Below are 20,087 nucleotides of genomic sequence, written 5' to 3'. Positions count from 1 at the left end.
TGCTTGAGCACGATACTTGAACCCGGGCAGATCGAAGCGTCGGCAGTAGCGCCGCCGTTCTTGCATCTGCCCCCCGCCAATCTGTTCGAACTGCGCGCTGCGCGCCTTGAGCAACTGGCCGATGGCAATGCCCTTGGCGACTATCTGCAGCTGATCGCGCAGTTGTGCCGCATCCAGCAGCAGCTGGTGGATAACCCACCCAGTGGCATGCCGGTGGCCGAGGAGCGTCAACGCCTGTGCATAAGTCATGGCTTGCCGCCGCTGGCGGCCGACAGCCTGGTGCGTGAAGGGCCTTGGCTTGTCTGGTTGCAGGCCCTGCTGGAGCACTGCAGCGGCGCTACAGGCGGCCCGTTGGGTGAAGCATTACAGGTGCTGCGCAGCAGTGATGACCATCAGCGCAAGGGCTGGGGCATCGCCTTGCTGGCGGGCCAGTACGACGCGGTGCCTGCGGCATTGGTGCCGTTTCTGGGCGCTGCGTTGCAAGCGGCCTGGTCCAGTTGGTTGCTGGCGCTGCCGGCGCCGGAGCTCAAACCCGCCGGTAGCCTGGCCCAGTGTCCGGCGTGCGGTTCACCGGCAATGGCCGGGGTGGTGCGTAACCGCGGCAAGCACAATGGCCTGCGCTATCTGGCGTGTTCGCTGTGTGCCTGTGAATGGCATGTGGTGCGGGTGAAGTGCGTGTACTGCGAGTCGAGCAAGGACTTGCGCTACACCAGTCTTGAGGATGAACGCCATGCGCCGGGCAAGGCGCCGCTGCGTGCGGAGTGCTGCCCCGGGTGCAATACGTACCTGAAGCAGAATTATCTGGAAAACGACGCGGCGGCCGAGCCGCTGGCCGACGACCTGGCCAGCCTGGCGCTGGATATGCGCCTGGACGAGGATGGCTTTCATCGCCTGGCACCGAATCTGATGTTCGCCCCCGGGTAGTGGGTGAGTGTCTACACTGAACCACCGAGTTGCCTGCTTCGCGGGTAAACCCGCTCCCACAGGTACTGCGCAAGCCTTGAATGCAGCGCGGAACCTGTGGGAGCGGGTTCACCCGCGAAGAGGCCAGTACAGACACCGGATTAGCCAAGGTAGTACCGCATGTCTTCAAGCCTCGCCAGCGACACCCCACGCCTGCCTTCCATCGACACCCTCCTGCGCCATTCGGCCGGCCTCGCACTGATCGACCGCCACGGCCGCGACGCGGTCCTGGCCACCCTGCGCCAGTTGCTCGACGACCTGCGCGCCCCCGCCCGCAACGGTGAACTCACCCCCGCCGAACTGGCCCCCGAAATCCTCTTGGGCCGCACCGGCGAACGCCTGGCCGTTCAGCAGCGCAGCCAGGTCCGCCGCGTGTTCAACCTCACCGGCACCGTACTGCACACCAACCTCGGTCGCGCCCTGTTGCCCGAAGAAGCGATCGAGGCCATGCAAACCGCCGCCCGCTATCCCCTCAATCTGGAATTCGACCTGGCTACCGGTAAGCGCGGCGACCGTGACGATTTGATCGAAGGTTTGATCCGCGAGTTGACCGGCGCCGAAGCCGTCACCGTAGTCAACAACAATGCCGCCGCTGTGCTGCTGGCGCTCAACAGCCTGGGCGCGCGCAAGGAGGGCATCATCTCCCGCGGCGAGCTGATCGAGATCGGCGGTGCCTTTCGTATCCCCGACATCATGGCCCGGGCCGGTGTGAAACTGCACGAGATCGGCACCACCAACCGCACCCACGCCCGCGACTACGAAGCTGCCATCGGCCCACGTACCGGCCTGCTGATGCGCGTGCATTGCAGCAACTACAGCATCCAGGGCTTCACCACCCAGGTGCCCACGGCCGAGCTGGCGCGCATCGCCCACCAACATGAGCTGCCGCTGCTTGAAGACCTGGGCAGTGGCAGCCTGCTAGACCTTACCCGCTGGGGCTTGCCCGCCGAGCCGACGGTGCGCCAGGCGCTGGCCGACGGGGCCGATATCGTCACCTTCAGTGGCGACAAACTGCTGGGCGGGCCGCAAGCCGGGATCATCGTCGGTCGCAAGGACTTGATTGCCAGGATCAAGAAAAACCCGCTCAAGCGTGCGCTGCGCGTCGACAAGATCACCCTCGCTGCACTCGAAGCGGTGCTGGCGCTGTACCGTAACCCCGACCGCCTGGCCGAGCGCCTGCCCAGCCTGCGTCTGTTGACCCGCAGCCAGGCCGAGATACAGGCCCAGGCCGAGCGTCTGGCCCCTGGGCTAAAGGCTCACCTCGGCGAGCAATGGGCTGTCAGCGTGGAGCCCGCGCTGGGCATGATCGGCAGTGGCAGCCAGCCGGTGGCGCGCCTGCCCAGTGCAGCCCTGTGCCTGCGCCCGCAGGTGTCGAAGAAGTTGCGAGGCCGCAGCCTGCATGTGCTGGAGCGGGCACTGCGTGGCCTGCCGGTACCGGTGCTCGGCCGTATCGATGACGACGCCCTGTGGCTGGACCTGCGCCAACTGGATGAAGAAGCCCAGTGGCTGGCGCAGTTACCCGCCCTGCAGCTGGGGCCGGTGCAGTGATCGTCGGTACCGCCGGCCATATCGACCATGGCAAGACCGCACTGCTGCAGGCGTTGACCGGGCAGGCCGGCGACCAGCGTCAGGAGGAACGTGCCCGCGGCATGACCATCGACCTGGGGTACCGCTACGCGGCGTTGGCCGAAGGTGCACCGCTGACTGGCTTCATCGACGTGCCGGGCCACGAGCGTTTTATCCACAACATGCTGGCCGGTGCCCACGGTATCGACCTGGTGTTGTTGGTGGTGGCTGCCGACGACGGGGTCATGCCGCAGACCCGCGAGCACCTGGCGATCATCGAGCTGTTGGGCATTCCCCAGGCCTTGGTGGCGATCAGCAAATGCGACCGGGTCGAGCCGGCGCGCGTGGCCGAGGTTCAGCTGCAAGTCAGCGAACTGCTGGCATCCGGGCCGTATGCCGGGGCGCAGCAGTTTCCATTGTCTAGCATCAGCGGGGAAGGCATAGCTGCACTGCGTAAGGCATTGCTGGAGGCCGAAGCCGCGGTGCGGCAACGCAGCGATAGCGGAGGTTTTCGCCTGGCCGTCGACCGCGCTTTCGCGGTTACCGGTGCCGGCGTGGTGGTCACGGGCACGGCGCTGGCCGGGCGGGTCAGTGCCGGCGACACCTTGTTGCTGGGCAAGGTCGGCAAACCGGTGCGGGTGCGTGGCCTGCATGCGCAGAACCAGGCCGCGCTGGTGGCCGAGGCAGGCCAGCGAGTGGCGTTGAATATCACGGCCGAACGGCTGGCGATGGAGCAGGTGCATCGGGGTGACTGGCTGGTGCCCGAGTGGCTGTATGCGCCCAGCGTGCGGGTGGATATCGAGCTGAACCTGCTGCCGGGCGAGCCCCGCGCGTTTGAACATTTCAGCGCTGTACACGTGCACCTCGGCACCCAGGATGTAACGGCCCGGGTGGCCTTGCTCGAAGGTGAGTCGCTGGCAGCGGGGCAGCGCATGTTCGCCCAGTTGCTGCTCAATGCGCCGTTGCAGGCCGTGCACGGCGATCGCCTGGTGCTGCGTGACCAGCGTGCCCAGCGCACCTTGGGGGGCGGCAAGGTATTGGACCCATTCGCACCAAGCCGACAGCGCCGCAGCGATGAGCGCCTGCGCCAGTTGCAGGTGCTGCGGGATGCCGAGGACCTGGAACAGGCCCTGCCGGCACTGCTCGCCAGCGCTCCCGGTGGCCTCGACCCCCAGCGGCTTGAACGGCAGTTCAATCGACCGCGCGCGACCTGGCAGTTGCCAGAAGGGGTATTGGTGGTGGCCACGCGGCAGGGCCAGCTGCTGTTCGCCAACGCCCAGTGGCAGGCGCTGAAGCAACAGGTGCTGGAGCACTTGGCGCGTTTTCATGAGCAAGAGCCTGACCAGCTGGGCCCGGACCGTGACCGCCTGCGTCGCTTTGCGGCCTTGCCGGTGGAGCGGCCGGCTTTCGTCAGCCTGCTGGATAAACTGCTCGATGACGGCGCCATCGCCAGCAGCGGGCCTTGGCTGCATTTGCCCGATCACAAGGTGCAGTTGAGCGAAGCCGACAGTGCGTTGTGGGCGCGCTTGCAGCCGAAGTTGCTGGAGGGGCAATACGATCCGCCCTGGGTCAGGACGCTGGCAACTGAGGAGAATTGCGCCGAAGCCGAAGTGCGCCTGCTGCTGCGCAAGCTGGCTAGGCTTGGTGTGGTGCACCAGGTGGTGCGTGACCTGTTCTACCCCGAGGCGACGCTACAGCGCATGGCAGAGCTGTTGCTGGGGCAGGCCAGCGAAACGCCGATAGTGCAGGTGGCCGCGTTTCGCGATATGTTGGGCATCGGTCGCAAGCGCAGTGTGCAGATTCTGGAATATTTCGACCGCATCGGCCTGACCCGGAGGGTGGCCGACCAGCGTCACATCCGCGCCGACAGCGCCCTGGCCCAGCAACAGGCCAGGCACTGAGTTCAAGGAAGGCAATCGCGCCCGGTGGCGCGGCCGGGCTTCAAACCCGGTTGGGGACGGCAGCCGTTCCCGGGCAGGTTCGACTCCCGCTGCCTTCCGCCATTTTCATTCGCCTGTCGAGGCTCTACGGGGCGCTTCACAGCTCTTGGGACTTGCACGGTACCTGTGGGAGCGGGTTCACCCGCGAAGAGGCCCTGAAGGTGAAGCCTAAGCCCGCTCCCCACACAGATCCAGGGCAAACCACTGTTCTGCGGTATCCACATCCAGCCCCGCCCCCAGCAGCGCAACCATCTTGCCAAGCGCCGCCTCACGGGTCATGCCACCGCCACTGACCAGCCCAGCCCCACGCAAGCGGTTACCCGCCGCATAGGTATCGAACACCACCGAACCCTCAGGGCACTGGCTGATCGCTGCCAACATCACGCCACGCTGGCGCGCCGCACGCAGCACATTCAGCAGCGCCTGGTCATCCGACGGCCCGGTACCGCTGCCGTAGCACTCCAGCAGCAAACCCTGCACACCACTGTCGACCAAGGCCTGCAAGTGCCCGGCTTGCAGCCCGGGGAACACCGGCACTATCGCCAGGTTGACCGGCTGGCGCGGGTGCTTGTAGCCGAGCTCGGCGGGAATCGCCCCGGCCCGCTCGCCGTCGCGATGGCGCGGCAACGCAGCAAAGGCATCGAACGCCTCGCTGCGCAGCTTCGACGCCCGGCAGCCATGCAGCAGCTGATCGTGGAAGTACAGCTGCACGCCATTCTCCAGCCCTTGTTCGAACTGGCGCAGCGCACCGCACAGGTTGGCCCAGGCATCGCTGTCTGCGGCACCTGCCGGCAGCATCGAGCCGGTCAGCAGCACCGGTACTGGCAGGCCCAGCAGCAAAAACGACAACGCCGCGGCGCTGTAAGCCATGCTGTCGGTGCCGTGCAGCACCAGCACGCCATCATGGCCTGCCACATCCACGGCTTCGACGATGGCATCGCGCATCGCCAGCCAGTTGTGTTGCTGCATGTTGGCGCTGTCGAGCAGCGGGTTCAGTTCCTGCAGGGTCCATTGCAGCTGTGGCGCATCGGCCATGTGGGCGAAGTGTTCGCGCATCCGCGCTTCGAAGCCACCGGCTGGCGCCAGGCCCTCGGGGGTTTCGAGCATGCCGATGGTGCCACCGGTATAGAGAACGAGAAGATTCTTTACTGCACGCATGGAAAACATCCGTAGCGGTGAGCCGAGAAAGAAAAGCCGCCCGCGGAAGGGGCGGCTGGGCAGGGGAGGATATCAGCGCTGCGGCTGAGCCTGGACGGCTGCTTTGTCAGCGGCTGTTTCCACCTGTGGGTTGGCAGGCCAGGCATTGCGGTCCAGGTCCAGGTCGGCGAACTTGCTCGAGTCGAACACAGGCTGGCCGATACCGGCTTTGCGCTGGTCGTCGTAGTCGCGCATCACGCGCAGGCCGACCTTGAACAGCAGGGCCAGGGCCACCAGGTTGACGAAAGCCAGGCAGGTCATGGTGATGTCGGCGAAGGCGAACACGGTCGACAGGTCTTGCATCGAGCCCCACACCACCAGTGCCAGCACCAGGCCACGGAACACCATCAGCACCACGCGGTTACGGGTGAGGAACTGCAGGCTGTTCTCGCCCAGGTAGTAGTTGTAGAGGATGCAGGTGAACACGAACAGCGACAGCGCCACGCTGACGAACACACGGCCCCAGTCACCGACCACGGCGGCCAGCGAGTTCTGGGTCAGGACAATGCCGTCACCCTCGAAGCCCGGGGTGTAGAAGCCCGACAGCAGGATCAGCAGCGCGGTGCAGGTGCAGATCACGAAGGTATCGAGGAACACACTGAAGGCCTGGACCACGCCTTGGGCGCCCGGGTGTTTCACGGCTGCCACGGCGGCGACGTTCGGCGCACTGCCCAGGCCGGCTTCGTTGGCGAACACACCACGCTTCACACCCATGACGATGGCGCTGCCCAGCAGGCCGCCAAACGCCGGGTCGAGGCCGAAGGCGCTCTTGAAGATGGTTTCCAGCATGGCCGGCACGTGTTCGATCTGTGTGCCGATCACGTACAGGGTCACGCCGATGTAGGCCAGGGTCTTGATCGGTACCAGCAGGTCCGACACCGCGGCGATGCGCTTGATGCCGCCGATGAAGGTGATGGCCAGCAGCACTGCCAGGACGATACCGGTCTGGCTAGGGGCAAAGTCAAAGGCGTTCTGCAGCGAGTGGGTGACGGTGTACGACTGCAGGCCGATGAAGGCGAAGCCGTAGGTGACCAGCAGCAGGATCGAGAACACGATGGCCATGCTTTTGCGCTTCAGGCCATGCTGGATGTAGTAGGCCGGGCCGCCACGGTACAGGCCGTCGCCGTCGGCGCGCTTGTAGACCTGGGCCAGGGTGCATTCGAAGAAGCTGCTGGACATGCCCACCAGTGCGGTGACCCACATCCAGAACACGGCGCCCGGGCCACCCAGGGTCACGGCGATACCGACACCGGCAATGTTACCGGCGCCAACGCGGCCGGCCAGGCTCAGCATCAGGGCCTGGAAGGAGCTCAGCTGGCCTGCCTGGCCACGCAGCGATTCCTTGAAAACGGTGAACATGTGGCCGAAATGGCGGAACTGAACGAAACGCGAACGGATAGTGAAGTAGCTACCCAGCCCTACGATCAGCACGATGAGGAGTTTCCCCGAAAGGAAATCGTTGAGTACTTCGAGCATTGGAAAATGACCTCGATTCTTATTCTTCGTGTGGAATGACCAGCGGACGGCAGGCGCACCGCTATTCGTTGGGGCGAATGGTTGGCCATGACAAGAGTCGTTACAATTTCGCGGGTTGCTCTGATTTGATGCTAGTTGATGCTACAATGGCGTCATTCGCGTCACCTGGGTTCCGCACATGAGCGATCATTTCGCCACCAACCTCAAACTGGCCTGCAGCCACTACCGCTCTATCTCCGAAGTCTGCCGGCAGCTCTCGATCAACCGCGCGCAGTTCAACAAGTACCTGAGCGGTCAGAGCCGTCCGACGGCTTTCAACCTCAAGCGCATTGGTGATTTCTTCGGGGTCGAGGATTACGAACTGAACCTGCCGGCCGAGCAGTTCGCCCGGCTGATCGGCGCACGGGTGTCGACCCTGGCCGAGCAGCCCAGCGATCCGATCAGCGAACTGTTCCGCCCGCTGCATGATCATGCGGGCAACCTGTCGCGCTATTGCGGTTACTACTTCGAGTATTCCAACTGCATGTCGGTGCCGGGCACGATCCTGGTGTCGCTGGTGCACCTGTGGGAGGAGCGCGGCCGTTTCCTGTTCGAGCGCCAGGAGCGCCAGGAGCGTTCCAGTGCCACGGACCAGCATGCCGAGGTGCGCTGCCGCTACCTGGGCGCGGCGTTTCAGCTGCAGGACCGGGTGTTCCTCATCGACTACGAGTCGCTCACCTTCAACGAAATGAGCCAGACCATTCTCATCCCCAGCTTCAAAAGCCGCATCACCCGCCTGAACGGCCTCAAGGCCGGGGTCTCCAGCGGCGACCGGCGCAACCCGGCCTGCACCCGGGTGGTGTGGGAGTACCTGGGCGAGGAGATCAATCGCATCAATGCTTATCGTCAGGTAAAACTGTACCGGCCGGATGACCCACGTATAGATGATGATGTGCGTGAGAGGTTGAGTGTGGGGCCGTTGCGCAACAGTTTGTTCGAGATCGAGTAATGCTCAACAAGTCAGGCGTCTTCGAGGATGAATTCCGCCACGGCGCTGGCAACCTGATCCGCAATGGCTGGCGTACTGCGTAAGTGGGAAGCGATGCCATGGTCGCAGTCGGTAAGAAACAGGCATTGCAAATGCGCTGCTGGAACTGATTGCATCAGGGCCTGGGTAACTTCTTCAGGAATCGGGCTGTAGCGCTTGGCACCGGCCAGCCACAGGCTACCTGCACTGGTCCCTGGGCCTTTGCCGAATCGTTGTGAGTTGAGCCCGTCATACTCGCCAATCACCATCAGCACTCTGCCTTGGAACTGCTTGAGGAAGGCGTAGCTGTCGCTGTCCAGAAAGCCGTAGGGTTTGCTGATGGCTGTGGTGAATGCCGGGCCAAACGGCGCCCGGTGGGCATCATCTGGATAAACCGCTGGGCAGATCAACACGATCCTGTCCACTTGCGGCAACCGTGCTGCAAGTTTCAGCGTGATTGCCGCGCCCAGGCTGTGGCCGATCAGTGTTCGGCATCGAGGTGCGATATGCGTATGAAACCGCTGTGCCTCTTCGAGGTTGGTAGCCAGTGACGGTGCCACTGCGCCTGGCTCGCTGGCGAGGCTGTGACCAGAAAGATTGCCGGTGAGCGACCCGATGCCAGCGGCTTGCAAGCGATAGAGCAGTGGGTTGAGCCGGGTAAAGTCCGAGCGCGCGCCACCCAGCACCAATGCCGGCGCTGCGCGCTCGGTATCAGGTACAAGCAACCGGGCCTGTTGCTGGTAGCTTCCGAATTGTTCGTCGATGAACAGCTCTTTGCCCGGGGCCGGCTCGTCGAATTGCCATTTCAGGCGCTGCTGGGTGCCAGTTTGCAAGTGCATGATGGGCTCTGAAAAGCCATGATTGGCGCTATTGTCACGCAAAAGAGGCTAGTCGAGATCTCCCCCTTGCGCGGCTGTACGTTCGACATTGAGGGCAGGTGAAGCAGACGGTAATCAGCATCAGCAAATCCGTCCATGGCATTCACCGGGCCCTGCGTTGGACTTCCCCGCCCGGAAACCGCAAAATGGCCCCTTTCCTTCATCAACCTCTCGGATCTGCTGACTCTATGCGTATGCGCCTAATGCTGTTGGGTGGTGGCAATGCCCTCGGGCAAGCGCTGATTCGTCTTGGGGCCGAGGAGGACATTGCTTTCCTGGCACCGCGCCCGCCCGAGAACGGCTGGACGCCGGCCAACCTCACTCAGTTGCTCGACGATCACCGCCCCGACGCCTTGGTCAACCTGGCCTATTACTTCGACTGGTTCCAGGCCGAGTCGGTCAGCGAGCAACGCCTGGCTCAACAGGAGCGGGCAGTGGAGCGGCTGGCAGAGCTGTGCCAGCACCACCAGATCACCCTGGTGCAGCCATCCAGCTACCGGGTATTCGATGGTTCGCGGGCCACCGCCTACAGCGAAAAGGACGAGCCGGTACCGCTTGGCCTGCGTGGCCAGGCGTTGTGGCGCATCGAGCAGAGTGTGCGAGCAACCTGCCCGCAGCATGTGCTGCTGCGCTTCGGCTGGTTGCTCGACGAAAGCATCGACGGCTCGCTGGGCCGCTTCCTGACCCGTGCAGAGCAGCCGCAAGAGCTGCTACTGGCCGATGACCGGCGCGGTAACCCGACACCGGTCGACGATGCCGCACGGGTGATTCTGTCGGTGCTCAAGCAGCTCGATTGCAGTGCGCCGCTGTGGGGCACTTACCATTACGCCGGCAACGAGGCGACCACGCCGCTGGCGCTGGGCCAGGCTATCCTTACCGAAGCAGGCCAATACCGCCAACTGGCGGTGCAGGCGCCGACACCGCAGGCCCATGCCGCACGGCCGGATGCCAGCGAAGAGCCGCAGAACGCTGTACTGGCCTGCAAGAAAATCCTTCATACCTTCGGCATCAAGCCGCGCGCCTGGCGCGCCGGCCTGCCGCCTCTACTGGACCGGTTCTACCGCCATGGCTGACGCCCCCATCCTGATCACCGGCGGTGCCGGCTTCATTGGCTCCCACCTGTGCGATGCGTTGTTGGACAAAGGCTACGCCGTACGCATTCTCGACGACTTCTCCACCGGCCGGCGCAGCAACCTGCAGGTTGACCACCCACGGCTAGAGCTGATTGAAGGCGATGTCGCCGACGCCGGGCTGGTCACGCAGGCTGCGGCAGGCTGCAGTGCCGTGGTGCACCTGGCGGCGGTGGCCTCGGTGCAGGCCTCGGTCGAAGACCCGGTGCGTACCCACCAGAGCAACTTCATTGGCACCCTCAACGTGTGCGAAGCCATGCGCGTGCATGGTCTGCGCCGGGTGCTGTTCGCCTCCAGTGCGGCGGTGTACGGCAACAATGGCGAGGGTGAATCGATTGCCGAGGACACGCCCAAGGCGCCGCTGACGCCCTACGCCGTGGACAAGCTGGCCAGTGAGCAGTATCTGGACTTCTACCGCCGTCAGCATGGCCTGGAGCCGGTGGTGTTCCGCTTCTTCAATATCTTCGGGCCACGCCAGGACCCGTCCTCGCCGTATTCCGGGGTAATCAGCATCTTCTGCGAGCGCGCAGTGCAGGGCTTGCCGATCACCATCTTCGGCGATGGCGAGCAGACCCGCGATTTCCTCTACGTGGGCGACCTGGTGCAGGTGATGGTGCAGGCACTGGAGCAGCCGCAGGTCGAGGAGGGGGCGGTGAACATCGGCCTCAACCAGGCCACCTCGCTGAACCAGTTGTTGGTGGCGCTGGAGAAGGTGGTGGGCAGCTTGCCGGCGATCACGCATGTGGCGGCGCGTGCCGGTGACATTCGCCATTCGCGGGCGGACAACCAGCGGTTGCTGGCGCGGTTCGAGTTTCCGCAGGCGACGCCGATGGTTGAAGGTCTGGCGCGGCTACTGGGTAAAAGCTGATAGCGCTGGGGCCGCTTTGCGGCCCTTTCGCGGCACAAGGCCGCTCCTACAACGACAGTGTAAAGCCAATGGACTTGCGGTCACTGTAGGAGCGGCCTTGTGTCGCGATGGGCTGCGCAGCAGCCCTGAAAATTACCCATGCCGCACAACCCTGCGCAGGCAATCCTCGGCCCCCAGTACCCGCCCATCCATAGCCCGCACCTGCAAAGTCTCAAGCGCCTGCCCCGTAACACCCTCCACCAATTCAGAACGCGCTTCCCCCGCTTCAAACAGGTATCGCTCCCCCCACTGCCTCAAGCCAACCACTACCGGAAACACCGACAGCCCTTTTTCGGTCAGCACATATTCCTTGTAGGCACTGCCATCCGACGCCGGCTGTGTCATCAGCAACCCGCTTTCCACCAGCAGCTTGAGCCGTGAGGCGAGGATGTTCTTCGCCAGCCCCAGGTTCTTCTGAAACTCACTGAACCGCCGCAGGCCATCGAAGGCATCGCGCAGAATCATCAGTGCCCAGCGATCACCCAATACCCCCAGGGCTCGGGCCACGGGGCATTGCGCATTGTTTTCATCGAGCATGGGGTGGGCCTTTCCTGGTTATCTGGTTGCAGATTAAAACCACATTTGTTAAATAGCCAGAAGTGGTTTCAAATCGAAACCAGATTGACGAGGCCTGACCGATGACATCTGCGCTGACACGCGGGATAACTCTGCTGCTTGCCATCACCAGCGCCATGGCGGTGGCGACGGTGTACTTCGCCCAACCTTTGCTTGAATCGATGGCCGCCGACCTGGGTGTGGCGCAGCAGCAAATTGGCTGGGTAGTCGGCGTGACCCAGGCAGGTTATGCCCTGGGGCTGCTGTTGATCGTGCCACTGGGGGACCTGATCGACCGCAAACGCCTGTTGCTGGGCCAGTTGCTGTTTTCGGCCCTGGCGCTGGTCGGCGTCGGCATGGCGCCCAACTGGGCGATGTTGCTGCTGGCCTTGGCCATCACCGGGCTGATGGCCGTCATGGTGCAGATAATGGTGGCGCATGCGGCCAGCCTGGCTTCACCCGGTGAGCAGGGGCAGGCCGTGGGCACCGTCACCAGTGGCGTGGTACTGGGGATTCTATTGGCGCGCCTGGTGGCAGGTGGGCTTGCCGACTTGGCCGGTTGGCGCAGTGTGTATCTGGTTGCCGCAGGGCTGCTGATGCTGGTGGCCCTGGTGCTGTGGCGCAGCTTGCCCGGCGGGCAGCCGCTCGTACACCGGCCGGGTTACCGGGCGCTGATCGTGGCCCAGTTGCGTTTGTATCGGGAAGACAGGCTGCTGCGCCAGCGCGGCGTGTTTGGCGTGTTGATCTTTGCTGCGTTCAGCGTGCTGTGGAGTGCCATGGTCATGCCCCTCAGCGCTGCGCCATTGGCGTTGAGCCATACCGAGATTGGCCTGTTCGGCCTGGCAGGTGTTGCGGGGACGTTGGCGGCTGCGCGCGCCGGTCGCTTGGCCGACCAGGGGCTGGGAGAGCGCACCACCGGGCTGGCGCTGGCGCTGCTGACGCTGTCGTGGTTGCCCACAGCTTTTGTCGGGCAGTCGCTGATGGCCTTTGTGCTAGGTGTGCTGATGCTGGACTTTGCCGTGCAGGCGGTGCATGTCACCAGCCAGAGCCTGTTGCTGGCCGGGCGTGGCGCGATGGCCAGCCGCTTGATCGGCGCCTACATGTGCTGCTATTCGCTTGGCAGCGGGCTGGGGGCGGTGCTTGCGAGTTGGGTGCATGCCCATTGGGGGTGGGCTGCGGTGTGTGGGCTTGGCATGGCCATCAGCGCGGCCGCGCTGGGTTACTGGCTATGGCTGCAACGCACGAGGGCGGCCGAAGCCGCCCTGCAGTGTTCAGGTCAGAACTTGTAGCCAAGGCCGACCATGTACACCCACGGGTCGACGTCGACGTCGACCTTGGTCTTGCTATAGCCAAGCGCGGTCGGGCCGTTGACGCTGGCTTTGGTGTCGATGTCGACGTACCAGACCGAGGCGTTGACCAGCAGGTTGTCGGTCAGCATGTAGTCCATGCCCAGTTGGCCGGCAATACCTACCGAATCCTGCAGCTTGAGGTTGCTGAAGCCTTGTTGCTTGCGTGCGCTGCTCAGGTCTTCGTCGAAGAACAGGGTGTAGTTGATACCCACGCCGGCGTACGGCTGGAAGCGCGAATTCGGCTCCATCGGGTAGTACTGCAGCGACAGGGTCGGTGGCAGTTGCTTGATGTCGGCCAGCTTGCCGTCCAGCCCGCCGCCCAGGCCTTTTACGCCGACGGTGTGCTTGAACGGGGTGGCTGCCAGCAGCTCCAGGCCAATGTGGTCGGTGAGCATGTAGGCAAAGGTCAGGCCCAGCTGGGTGTCGCTGTCCAGGGTCGCTTTGGTGCCCGACACCTTGTTGCCGTCGAACTTCAGGTCGCCGCTGCTCTCGTTCGGGGCAGTGGTGATGGCGCCTGCGCGCAGGATCATGTCCCCCGCCTGATAGGCGTGGGCGGCAGGGGCGGCGAGCGCAAGGGCCACAAGCGAGGCGCCGAGCAAGGACTTGTTCATGGAAGCTCCCAAAGGACGTTATTAATCGAGTAGTCCAATGGTACGGAGGTGGTTAAACAGAAAGTTTGACCCAGCTCAAAGAAGCGTCTTCACGAATTCGAAACAGTTCTCATCTCAGCTCATAAACGTAGATTTTCTCGGCTTCCATCTGGTAGCCGGCGTCGGCCAGTTCGCTGCTGGAGGCTCTAACCTGCATCTTTCCCTCGATCCAGTAGGGTTGGTAGAGGTCTTCGACGCGCACGCCCATCTCGCTGAAAATATGCACGATCTGGTTCGACGGTGGCGGCGGCACGTGGATGCACGCCCCGTAGTAAGGGACCAGCAGGAACTCGGTGGTGCGGCCTTCTTCGCTTACCTCCAGCGGCACGATGTAGCCCGGCAGCTTGACCTGCTGGCCGTCGAGGCCCTTCACCACTGGGGCATCGGGGGCTTGCTGGCGCGCGGCGGGCGCGGACTCGGCAGACAGGGCGTTGCTGAGCTGTGACATGTCATGCAGCGGCGCCAATTGTGGTGGGATGACCGGGGCGCCTTCGGGGATCAGGGCCGGCCAGTCCAGCTCCTTGGGTTCGGCGGCCCATAGCGGCATTGCTACCAGCAACAGCAGGGTCAGCAGCATGCGCATTGCCGGCCTCTTCGCGGGCATGCCCGCTCCCACAGGTCCTGCACAAGGTTCGAAGCCTGCGGGGCTCCCTGTGGGAGCGGGCGTGCCCGCGAAGCAGGCGGTGAGGTGTCTGATCATTACGCGCACTCAGAGGTGTATGGACAGGCCATCGGCCAGCGACTGCCGATAGGCCCGCCACGCCGGCACGCTGCCCATCAGCAACGCCGCCCCCAGGATGATAGCCAGCAAGGTCCATTCATGAGCACTCGGCAGGGCCAGTGGCAGATACAAGCCATAGTTGGCCTGCACGTACCCCTGCGCCAGGGCAATCCCCGCATACAGCAAGCCAAGCCCGGCCACGATCCCGACCGCCGCCAGTGACAGCGCCTCCAGTACCAGCAGCCCCGCGATATGCCACGGCCTGGCCCCGACCGAACGCAGGATCGCCATCTCCCGGCGGCGCTCGTTGAGGCTGGTGAGAATCGCCGTCAGCATGCCGATCAAGCCGGTCAGCACCACGAACAGCGACACCACGAACAACGCTTGTTCCGCCGTGCCCATCAGGCTCCACAGCTCTTGCAGGGCCACACCTGGCAGGATCGCCAGCAACGGCTCGTTGCGGTACTCGTTGATCTCGCGCTGCAGGCTGAAGGTCGCGATCTTGTTGTTCAGGCCCAGCATGAACGCGGTAATGGCGGCAGGTTGCAGGTCCATCGTTCGTGCCTGGTCGGCGCTGATGCGCCCGGCGCCTCGGGCCGGGACGCCGTTGTGCCAGTCGATATGGATGGCCTCCATACCGCCCAGGCCGATATGCAGCGTGCGGTCGACCGGTGTGCCGGTGCGCTTGAGCACACCGACCACGGTGAACGGCTTGTCGTCGTGCTTGACCAGGCTGATGGCTGCCACGCCGTGGGCCAGCACCAGCTTGTCACCCAGCTTGTAGTGCAACGCCTCGGCCACTTCAGCGCCGAGCACCACCTCGAACGGGTCGCTGGCAAACTCACGCCCCTGGCTCAGTTGCAGATGCTGGCGGCGGCCGTACTGGTAATGGCTGAAGTAATCCGTCGTGGTGCCCATCACCCTGTAGCCGCGGTGCGAATCGCCCAGCGAGATCGGGATCGCCCACTTCACGCGCGGGTCCTGTGCATAGTGCTGGAAGCTGTCCCAGCGGATGTTATTGGTGGCGTTGCCAATGCGGAACACCGAATACAGCAGCAGGTTCACCGAACCGGAGCGGGCGCCGACGATCAGGTCGGTGCCGCTGATGGTGCTGGCGAAGCTGGCGCGCGCTTCTGTGCGAACACGTTCTACCGCCAGCAGCAGGCACACTGACAGGGCGATGGCGAAGGCGGTGAGCAAGGCGGTGAAGCGGCGGTTGGCCAGGCTGGCCAGGGCAAGGCGGAGCAGGTACATCAGGCCTCCCGGGGCTTGGCGGCGCGGTTGAGGTCGGCCAGGGAAAGGTGACGGTCGAACAGTGGCGCCAGGCTCTGGTCGTGGCTGACGAACAGCAGGCTGGCACCGGCGGCGCGGCATTCATCGAACAGTAGGCGGATGAACGCTTCGCGTGTGTCGGCATCCAGCGCCGAGGTCGGTTCGTCGGCAATCACCAGTTCTGGCTGGCCGATCAGGGCGCGTGCGGCGGCGACCCGCTGTTGCTGGCCGATCGACAGGCTGTCGGCGCGGCGGGCGAGCAGGGCGGGGTCGTCCAGGCCCAGGTGGGCCAGCAGCGTGCCGGCCGCCTGGTCGACACTGCCATGGCGCTGTTCGGCGCGGGCCTTGCGGCTGCGCGAGAAGTAGCAGGGCAGCTCGACGTTTTCACGTACCGAGAGGAATGGCAGCAGGTTGAACTGCTGGAAAATGTAGCCTGTGTGATCGACCCGAAAGCGGTCGCGGGCGCCCTGGCCTAATTTGCCGAGGTCCTGCCCGAGCAACTGGATGCGGCCCTGGGCCGGCACGGTCACCCCGCCCAGCAGGCCGAGCAAGGTGGTCTTGCCACTGCCGCTGGGGCCCTTGAGGAACAGGGCTTCACCGGCGTCCAGGTGGAATGCCGGAATATCCAGCAACGGTGGCTGACCTGGCCACGCGAATACCAGGTCATGCAGTTCGATCAACGGCTGGCTCATTCAGAAGGCGACCGCTGCCTTGGCCGGCGTGGTTTCCACGCCTTTCTGGCCGTTAGGGCCGATCAGTTGCACGTTGATTTTCTGGGTGGCCGGGAAGGCATTGAACAGGGGCGCCAGGTCCACCTGTGCCAGTTTGTCGGGGTTGGCGCAGGTCAGCTGGTAATGGGCGCCGATGTCGCTGTGCTGGTGGCCATGCGCGTGCTCATCATCGTCGTCAGCTTTCGCGGCATCACCGAACAGCGGGCTTTCCAGCTCCTGCTGCTCCTCTTTGCAGTTTGCTGCTGCAGAAAGGCCGAACAGCTTCAGTGGTTGTTCGAGTTGCTGGCGCACGGCAGCGACCTTGGCCTTGTCGGCATCGCTGCTGGCGGCATGCTCGAAGCCCACCAGGTTCATTGCCGGGCTGTCCAGCTCCAGCTCCAGGGTGTTGTCATCAAGCACGACGTTGAGCTTGGCCACGCCATGCTCGTGGGCGCCGAGCGTGCCGTGGGCGTGGTCATGATCATGGTCGTCATCGTGGGCATGGGCCACGGCCAGTGGCAGCAAGGCGAAGGGCAGGGCGAGCAGCAGGCGACGCATGGACGACTCCGGGGCGGGCTGGAAGATTGGGTTATGTTATAACAACTTTTCTGCGCGCCGCCAGCCTGCGTGGCTAAGGTTTCATGTTGCGGTAGCATGGTTGCATTGACCTGGGCTCAAGGAATGCATCATGAGAATTCGTGGACAGATTGGTGACTGGCCGGTGGACCTGACCATCGAGCTGGCGCCTGAAGAGTGGGCGCAACTGGGTAGGCAAATCGAGGTGCCTGTGGCGGCGCAGGGGGCTGCGACGTCTACTGTTGCGGCACCGCGCCAGGATGACGGGCAATGGACCGCAGCGCGTGATGTGCTGCGCCTTGCCGGGCAGATGAGCGGGCCGGAGTTGCTGGACCAGCTGGAAGGGCTGACGGGGAGCACGGCTGCGGGCAAACGGCTGCTGGTGCGCTTGCGGCACAGCAGTGAGGTGAAGGTGGAAAGTGGCGTGGACTCGCCGGTCTATCACTGGGTTGGGTGAAAGGACCAGGAATTTGGGGCTGCTTTGCAGCCCGTTCGCAGCACAAGGCTGCTCCTACAAGGATCAGGTGGCCGTGGGTTTCGTACGGTCCCTGTAGGAGCAGCCTTGTGCTGCGAATGGGCCGCAAAGCGGCCCCCGGCATTCTCAGAACATCGCCGCCGACAGCTTGCGGCGATAAACGCCCACCAGCGGGTGATCCCCCCCCAGCAACTCGAACACCTGCAGCATCGCCTTCTGCGGCAAGCCGTTCTCGTAGCCACGGTTACGCTGGAACAGTTTCAGCAGCCCATCCAGCGCCGCCTCGTACTGCTGGCGCGCCAGTTGCTGGATGCTCAGTTGGTAAGCCGCTTCATCGTCTTGCGGGTTCTGCGCCAGGCGGGTTTTCAGGTCGGCCACTTCCGGCAGGCTGGCCGCCTGACGCAGGAAGGTCAGCTGGGCCTTGGCACCGGCCAGCGCAGCTTTGTGCTCGTCGGTCTTCACCGCATCCAGCACCACCTGGGCTTCGCCCAACTCACCACGTTCGGCCAGGCAGCGGGCGTACAGAATCAGCGCCTCGGCATTGCTGTTGTCTTCACCCAGCAGCGCCTGCAACAGCGCTTCGGCTTCGGCAAAGCGGCTTTCGGCAAACAGCGCCTTGGCCTGCTCCAGTGGCGAAGCGGTGGGGGCGGCGGGCATCTGCACGTGCGGCTCGAGCATGGCGCGAATCGCCGATTCCGGCTGAGCCCCGGCAAAACCGTCCACCGGCTGGCCGTCCTTGAACAGCACCACGGTCGGCAGGCTGCGGATACCGAACTGGGCAACCACCTGTTGCTCCACGTCGCAGTTGATCTTGGCCAGCAGCAGCTCGCCCTGGTAACCCTCGGCGATCTTGGCCAGCAACGGCATCAGTGCCTTGCAGGGTGCGCACCACTCGGCCCAGAAGTCCACCAGCACCGGCTTGTGGAAGGAGTTCTCGATTACCAGTTGCTGGAAGTTGGCATCGGTAGCGTCGAAAATGTAAGGCGTGTCTTGGGTCATCGCGACTCTCGCAAACTCGTGAATGGCACCACTATAAGGCGTCGCGGCTGGCGTGGTACAGGCTGACCCTGCGGAATTCGTGTGGCTCGGCCAGGTCCGGCAGGGTCAGCGCTTCGAGCACGCCCAACTGCTGGTACAGCGGGTGGCTGAAGTCGCGTACCCGCGAGTCCGCCACCAGCGCCTGGCGGCCGCGGCCGAGGAAGGCATCCAGCAGCGGCAGGTTGGCGCGGTCGTACAGCACATCGGCGACCAGGATCAGGTCGAAGCGGTCGTCCTCGGCAAAGAAGTCGCTGCTGTAACTCAGCTCTACCCCGTTCAGCGCGGCGTTGGCCCGGCACGCATCGAGGGCCAGCGGGTCGAGGTCGCAGGCCACCACTTCCAGTGCCCCGGCGCGCGCTGCGGCAATGCCGGCGATACCGGAGCCGGCGCCAAAGTCCAGCACGCGCTTGCCGGCCACCCATTCCGGGCGCTCGGCCAGGTAGCGGGCCATGGCCAGGCCACTGGCCCAGCAAAAGCTCCAGTAGGGCGGCTCTTCAAGAATGCGCCGGGTTTCGTCGCTGCTGAAGGCGCGGTCCATGTTCTGGTCGTCGATCAACCACAGCTTCAGGTCACAGCCGGGCAGCTCGCTGACGATCAGGCGCGCTTCGCCGATCAGGCCGCTGAGGGCCTGCTGCAGGGCCAGCGGCGCCACTTACGGCGCCTTCTCGAAACGCAGCGGGCCGGTGGCCTGGGTCTGGGCTTGGGTAATGCGCACGGGGGGCAGGTGCATGATCAGCTGGCCGGAACTGCTGGCGCGGCCACGTAGCTCGACCCGCGCGCCGGCCGGGAAGGCTTCGGGGTTGAAGCGCAGGTGGTAGGGCAGGGCCTGGCCGGTGCCGGTCAGGTTGCTGCTGGCCAGCAGGCGTTGCGGGCGGTCGCGTTCGTCGATGACCAGCAAGGCCAGTTCCACGTCGGCACCGGCCGGGATTTCCAGCAAGGTGCCGCTCAGTTCGCGCTGGTAGGCCGGCAACGGGCCCAATACTTCGGCCGGCTTGGCCGAGCGGGTTGGCGTGGGCGCCGGGGGCGTATCGGTCTTCGGCCTGTCGCTGCCGCAAGCGGCGAGCAGGGCGGCGCAGCACAGCACGACGAGCGCTCGGTAGTGCATGGGGGGAGTCCTTAACGGGCAGATTTCCCATGGATGTTAACCCCTTTGGCTTGTCTTGCCAGTGCAATGCGCTACCATGGCCCTCCCTTTTTTTGTTGCCTGCCACCATGCACTGTCCCTTTTGCGGTGCCAACGACACCAAGGTCATCGACTCTCGCCTCGTTGCCGAGGGCGAGCAGGTGCGCCGCCGCCGCGAATGCGTGGCCTGTGGCGAGCGCTTTACCACTTTCGAAACCGCCGAGCTGGTGCTGCCCCGGCTGATCAAGCAGGACGGCACGCGCCAGCCTTTCGACGAAGAAAAGCTGCGCGCCGGCATGCAACGGGCGCTGGAAAAGCGCCCGGTCAGCGTCGAGCGCCTGGAAGCGGCGCTGGCCCACATCAAGAGCCGCCTGCGTGCCACTGGCGAGCGCGAAGTCAAATCGCTGGTGGTGGGTGAAATGGTCATGGCCGAGCTGCGCAAGCTCGACGAAGTGGCCTATATCCGCTTTGCCTCGGTGTACCGACGCTTCCAGGACCTGGACGAGTTCCGCGAAGAAATCGACCGCCTGGCCCGTGAGCCGGCCAAAGAGTGAA

21 protein-coding genes and 1 tRNA gene are annotated in these 20,087 nt (G+C 64.4%); 10 read left to right on the top strand and 12 right to left on the bottom strand.

Translation table 11 applies throughout. The features are described 5' to 3' along the window. Window positions 1-3: 3 nt before the first annotated feature. The 4 genes from fdhE to ABI582_RS21405 all read left to right on the top strand — a co-directional run bounded on the left by fdhE (window position 4) and on the right by ABI582_RS21405 (window position 4,532). Complete coding sequence (gene fdhE, locus ABI582_RS21420; RefSeq protein ID WP_442120219.1) at window positions 4-924, top strand: formate dehydrogenase accessory protein FdhE; 921 nt, start codon at window positions 4-6, stop codon at window positions 922-924. A 159-nt stretch (window positions 925-1,083) separates the two neighbouring features. Beyond that, window positions 1,084-2,511, top strand: coding sequence for an L-seryl-tRNA(Sec) selenium transferase (gene selA / locus ABI582_RS21415; RefSeq protein WP_442120218.1), 1,428 nt, complete (start codon window positions 1,084-1,086; stop codon window positions 2,509-2,511). Further along, window positions 2,508-4,430, top strand: coding sequence for a selenocysteine-specific translation elongation factor (gene selB, locus ABI582_RS21410; RefSeq protein ID WP_442120228.1), 1,923 nt, complete (start codon window positions 2,508-2,510; stop codon window positions 4,428-4,430). The genes selA and selB overlap by 4 nt, the downstream gene beginning before the upstream one ends. A gap of 6 nt (window positions 4,431-4,436) precedes the next feature. After that, a tRNA-Sec gene (locus ABI582_RS21405) sits at window positions 4,437-4,532 on the top strand. Window positions 4,533-4,637: 105 nt separating this feature from the next. Here ABI582_RS21405 and ABI582_RS21400 read toward each other — a convergent pair. Both ABI582_RS21400 and ABI582_RS21395 read right to left on the bottom strand, forming a co-directional pair. Beyond that, window positions 4,638-5,627: an asparaginase gene (locus ABI582_RS21400; RefSeq protein WP_442120217.1), complete on the bottom strand. Its 990-nt coding sequence runs from the start codon at window positions 5,625-5,627 to the stop codon at window positions 4,638-4,640. 72 nt (window positions 5,628-5,699) lie between these two features. Further along, window positions 5,700-7,142 carry an alanine/glycine:cation symporter family protein gene (locus tag ABI582_RS21395; protein ID WP_061202630.1) on the bottom strand — a complete coding sequence of 481 codons (1,443 nt, stop codon included), beginning with the start codon at window positions 7,140-7,142 and terminating at the stop codon, window positions 5,700-5,702. A gap of 178 nt (window positions 7,143-7,320) precedes the next feature. Here ABI582_RS21395 and ABI582_RS21390 point away from each other — a divergent pair, with 178 nt between their 5' ends. Further along, the gene (locus tag ABI582_RS21390) at window positions 7,321-8,130 is read left to right on the top strand and encodes a helix-turn-helix domain-containing protein (RefSeq protein ID WP_016497761.1); all 810 of its coding nucleotides are present in this window, start codon (window positions 7,321-7,323) and stop codon (window positions 8,128-8,130) included. Window positions 8,131-8,141: 11 nt separating this feature from the next. On the opposite strand, the gene ABI582_RS21385 is transcribed toward ABI582_RS21390, so the two are convergent. Beyond that, window positions 8,142-8,987 (bottom strand): alpha/beta hydrolase, encoded by an 846-nt coding sequence (locus ABI582_RS21385; RefSeq protein WP_442120216.1) that lies wholly within the window; start codon window positions 8,985-8,987, stop codon window positions 8,142-8,144. A 227-nt stretch (window positions 8,988-9,214) separates the two neighbouring features. On the opposite strand from ABI582_RS21385, the gene ABI582_RS21380 reads away from it, so the two are divergent. Together ABI582_RS21380 and ABI582_RS21375 are read left to right on the top strand one after the other, a co-directional pair. Further along, window positions 9,215-10,099, top strand: coding sequence for a sugar nucleotide-binding protein (locus ABI582_RS21380; RefSeq protein ID WP_016497765.1), 885 nt, complete (start codon window positions 9,215-9,217; stop codon window positions 10,097-10,099). Further along, on the top strand, window positions 10,092-11,024 hold the full coding sequence (locus ABI582_RS21375) for an NAD-dependent epimerase/dehydratase family protein (protein ID WP_338745930.1): 933 nt from the start codon (window positions 10,092-10,094) through the stop codon (window positions 11,022-11,024). The genes ABI582_RS21380 and ABI582_RS21375 overlap by 8 nt, the downstream gene beginning before the upstream one ends. A 132-nt stretch (window positions 11,025-11,156) precedes the next feature. On the opposite strand, the gene ABI582_RS21370 is transcribed toward ABI582_RS21375, so the two are convergent. Then, complete coding sequence (locus tag ABI582_RS21370) at window positions 11,157-11,600, bottom strand: winged helix-turn-helix transcriptional regulator (protein ID WP_442120215.1); 444 nt, start codon at window positions 11,598-11,600, stop codon at window positions 11,157-11,159. A gap of 101 nt (window positions 11,601-11,701) precedes the next feature. Between ABI582_RS21370 and ABI582_RS21365 the strand changes: the two genes are divergently transcribed. Beyond that, window positions 11,702-12,907: an MFS transporter gene (locus ABI582_RS21365; RefSeq protein WP_442120214.1), complete on the top strand. Its 1,206-nt coding sequence runs from the start codon at window positions 11,702-11,704 to the stop codon at window positions 12,905-12,907. Here ABI582_RS21365 and ABI582_RS21360 read toward each other — a convergent pair. The 5 genes from ABI582_RS21360 to ABI582_RS21340 all read right to left on the bottom strand — a co-directional run bounded on the left by ABI582_RS21360 (window position 12,895) and on the right by ABI582_RS21340 (window position 16,878). Continuing rightward, window positions 12,895-13,578, bottom strand: a complete 684-nt coding sequence (locus ABI582_RS21360; protein WP_014589498.1) for an OmpW/AlkL family protein — start codon at window positions 13,576-13,578, stop codon at window positions 12,895-12,897. The two genes, ABI582_RS21365 and ABI582_RS21360, sit on opposite strands and share 13 nt — an antisense overlap. A gap of 109 nt (window positions 13,579-13,687) precedes the next feature. Continuing rightward, complete coding sequence (locus ABI582_RS21355) at window positions 13,688-14,200, bottom strand: DUF3299 domain-containing protein (protein ID WP_059395824.1); 513 nt, start codon at window positions 14,198-14,200, stop codon at window positions 13,688-13,690. Between the two features lie 126 nt (window positions 14,201-14,326). Then, complete coding sequence (locus ABI582_RS21350; protein WP_442120213.1) at window positions 14,327-15,592, bottom strand: ABC transporter permease; 1,266 nt, start codon at window positions 15,590-15,592, stop codon at window positions 14,327-14,329. After that, complete coding sequence (locus tag ABI582_RS21345) at window positions 15,592-16,302, bottom strand: ABC transporter ATP-binding protein (protein WP_442120212.1); 711 nt, start codon at window positions 16,300-16,302, stop codon at window positions 15,592-15,594. Before ABI582_RS21345 ends, ABI582_RS21350 begins: the two co-directional genes overlap by 1 nt. Beyond that, window positions 16,303-16,878 carry a DUF2796 domain-containing protein gene (locus ABI582_RS21340; RefSeq protein ID WP_442120211.1) on the bottom strand — a complete coding sequence of 192 codons (576 nt, stop codon included), beginning with the start codon at window positions 16,876-16,878 and terminating at the stop codon, window positions 16,303-16,305. A gap of 130 nt (window positions 16,879-17,008) precedes the next feature. Here ABI582_RS21340 and ABI582_RS21335 point away from each other — a divergent pair, with 130 nt between their 5' ends. Continuing rightward, window positions 17,009-17,353 (top strand): hypothetical protein, encoded by a 345-nt coding sequence (locus tag ABI582_RS21335; RefSeq protein WP_442120210.1) that lies wholly within the window; start codon window positions 17,009-17,011, stop codon window positions 17,351-17,353. 144 nt (window positions 17,354-17,497) lie between these two features. Here the strand turns inward: ABI582_RS21335 and trxA are convergent, their stop codons facing one another. The 3 genes from trxA to ABI582_RS21320 are packed head-to-tail and all read right to left on the bottom strand — an operon-like array spanning window position 17,498 to window position 19,514. Next, window positions 17,498-18,370 (bottom strand): thioredoxin, encoded by an 873-nt coding sequence (trxA, locus tag ABI582_RS21330; protein ID WP_442120209.1) that lies wholly within the window; start codon window positions 18,368-18,370, stop codon window positions 17,498-17,500. Window positions 18,371-18,401: 31 nt separating this feature from the next. Continuing rightward, window positions 18,402-19,061 carry a class I SAM-dependent methyltransferase gene (locus tag ABI582_RS21325; RefSeq protein ID WP_019472337.1) on the bottom strand — a complete coding sequence of 220 codons (660 nt, stop codon included), beginning with the start codon at window positions 19,059-19,061 and terminating at the stop codon, window positions 18,402-18,404. Then, a complete protein-coding gene (locus tag ABI582_RS21320) occupies window positions 19,062-19,514 on the bottom strand; it encodes a YbaY family lipoprotein (protein ID WP_442120208.1) in 453 nt (150 codons plus the stop codon). Window positions 19,515-19,621: 107 nt separating this feature from the next. On the opposite strand from ABI582_RS21320, the gene nrdR reads away from it, so the two are divergent. Next, window positions 19,622-20,086 carry a transcriptional regulator NrdR gene (gene nrdR, locus ABI582_RS21315; protein WP_003255402.1) on the top strand — a complete coding sequence of 155 codons (465 nt, stop codon included), beginning with the start codon at window positions 19,622-19,624 and terminating at the stop codon, window positions 20,084-20,086. Window position 20,087: the final 1 nt, after the last annotated feature.

The sequence above is a fragment of the Pseudomonas sp. SAS7 genome (assembly GCF_052112345.1).
GTDB lineage: Bacteria > Pseudomonadota > Gammaproteobacteria > Pseudomonadales > Pseudomonadaceae > Aquipseudomonas > Aquipseudomonas putida_Q.
The sequence above is the reverse complement of the archived record's forward strand: the minus strand, read 5'-3'. Positions and strand labels throughout refer to the sequence as shown.

Coding starts and splice junctions, on each gene's coding strand:
- ABI582_RS21320 (WP_442120208.1), bottom strand. CDS start 19,514: ATGCACTACCGAGCGCTCGTCGTGCTGTGCTGCGCCGCCCTGCTCGCC.
- ABI582_RS21350 (WP_442120213.1), bottom strand. CDS start 15,592: ATGTACCTGCTCCGCCTTGCCCTGGCCAGCCTGGCCAACCGCCGCTTC.
- ABI582_RS21360 (WP_014589498.1), bottom strand. CDS start 13,578: ATGAACAAGTCCTTGCTCGGCGCCTCGCTTGTGGCCCTTGCGCTCGCC.
- nrdR (WP_003255402.1), top strand. CDS start 19,622: ATGCACTGTCCCTTTTGCGGTGCCAACGACACCAAGGTCATCGACTCT.
- ABI582_RS21355 (WP_059395824.1), bottom strand. CDS start 14,200: ATGCGCATGCTGCTGACCCTGCTGTTGCTGGTAGCAATGCCGCTATGG.
- ABI582_RS21365 (WP_442120214.1), top strand. CDS start 11,702: ATGACATCTGCGCTGACACGCGGGATAACTCTGCTGCTTGCCATCACC.
- ABI582_RS21390 (WP_016497761.1), top strand. CDS start 7,321: ATGAGCGATCATTTCGCCACCAACCTCAAACTGGCCTGCAGCCACTAC.
- ABI582_RS21370 (WP_442120215.1), bottom strand. CDS start 11,600: ATGCTCGATGAAAACAATGCGCAATGCCCCGTGGCCCGAGCCCTGGGG.
- ABI582_RS21335 (WP_442120210.1), top strand. CDS start 17,009: ATGAGAATTCGTGGACAGATTGGTGACTGGCCGGTGGACCTGACCATC.
- selA (WP_442120218.1), top strand. CDS start 1,084: ATGTCTTCAAGCCTCGCCAGCGACACCCCACGCCTGCCTTCCATCGAC.
- trxA (WP_442120209.1), bottom strand. CDS start 18,370: ATGACCCAAGACACGCCTTACATTTTCGACGCTACCGATGCCAACTTC.
- ABI582_RS21380 (WP_016497765.1), top strand. CDS start 9,215: ATGCGTATGCGCCTAATGCTGTTGGGTGGTGGCAATGCCCTCGGGCAA.
- ABI582_RS21345 (WP_442120212.1), bottom strand. CDS start 16,302: ATGAGCCAGCCGTTGATCGAACTGCATGACCTGGTATTCGCGTGGCCA.
- ABI582_RS21340 (WP_442120211.1), bottom strand. CDS start 16,878: ATGCGTCGCCTGCTGCTCGCCCTGCCCTTCGCCTTGCTGCCACTGGCC.
- ABI582_RS21400 (WP_442120217.1), bottom strand. CDS start 5,627: ATGCGTGCAGTAAAGAATCTTCTCGTTCTCTATACCGGTGGCACCATC.
- ABI582_RS21395 (WP_061202630.1), bottom strand. CDS start 7,142: ATGCTCGAAGTACTCAACGATTTCCTTTCGGGGAAACTCCTCATCGTG.
- ABI582_RS21385 (WP_442120216.1), bottom strand. CDS start 8,987: ATGCACTTGCAAACTGGCACCCAGCAGCGCCTGAAATGGCAATTCGAC.
- ABI582_RS21375 (WP_338745930.1), top strand. CDS start 10,092: ATGGCTGACGCCCCCATCCTGATCACCGGCGGTGCCGGCTTCATTGGC.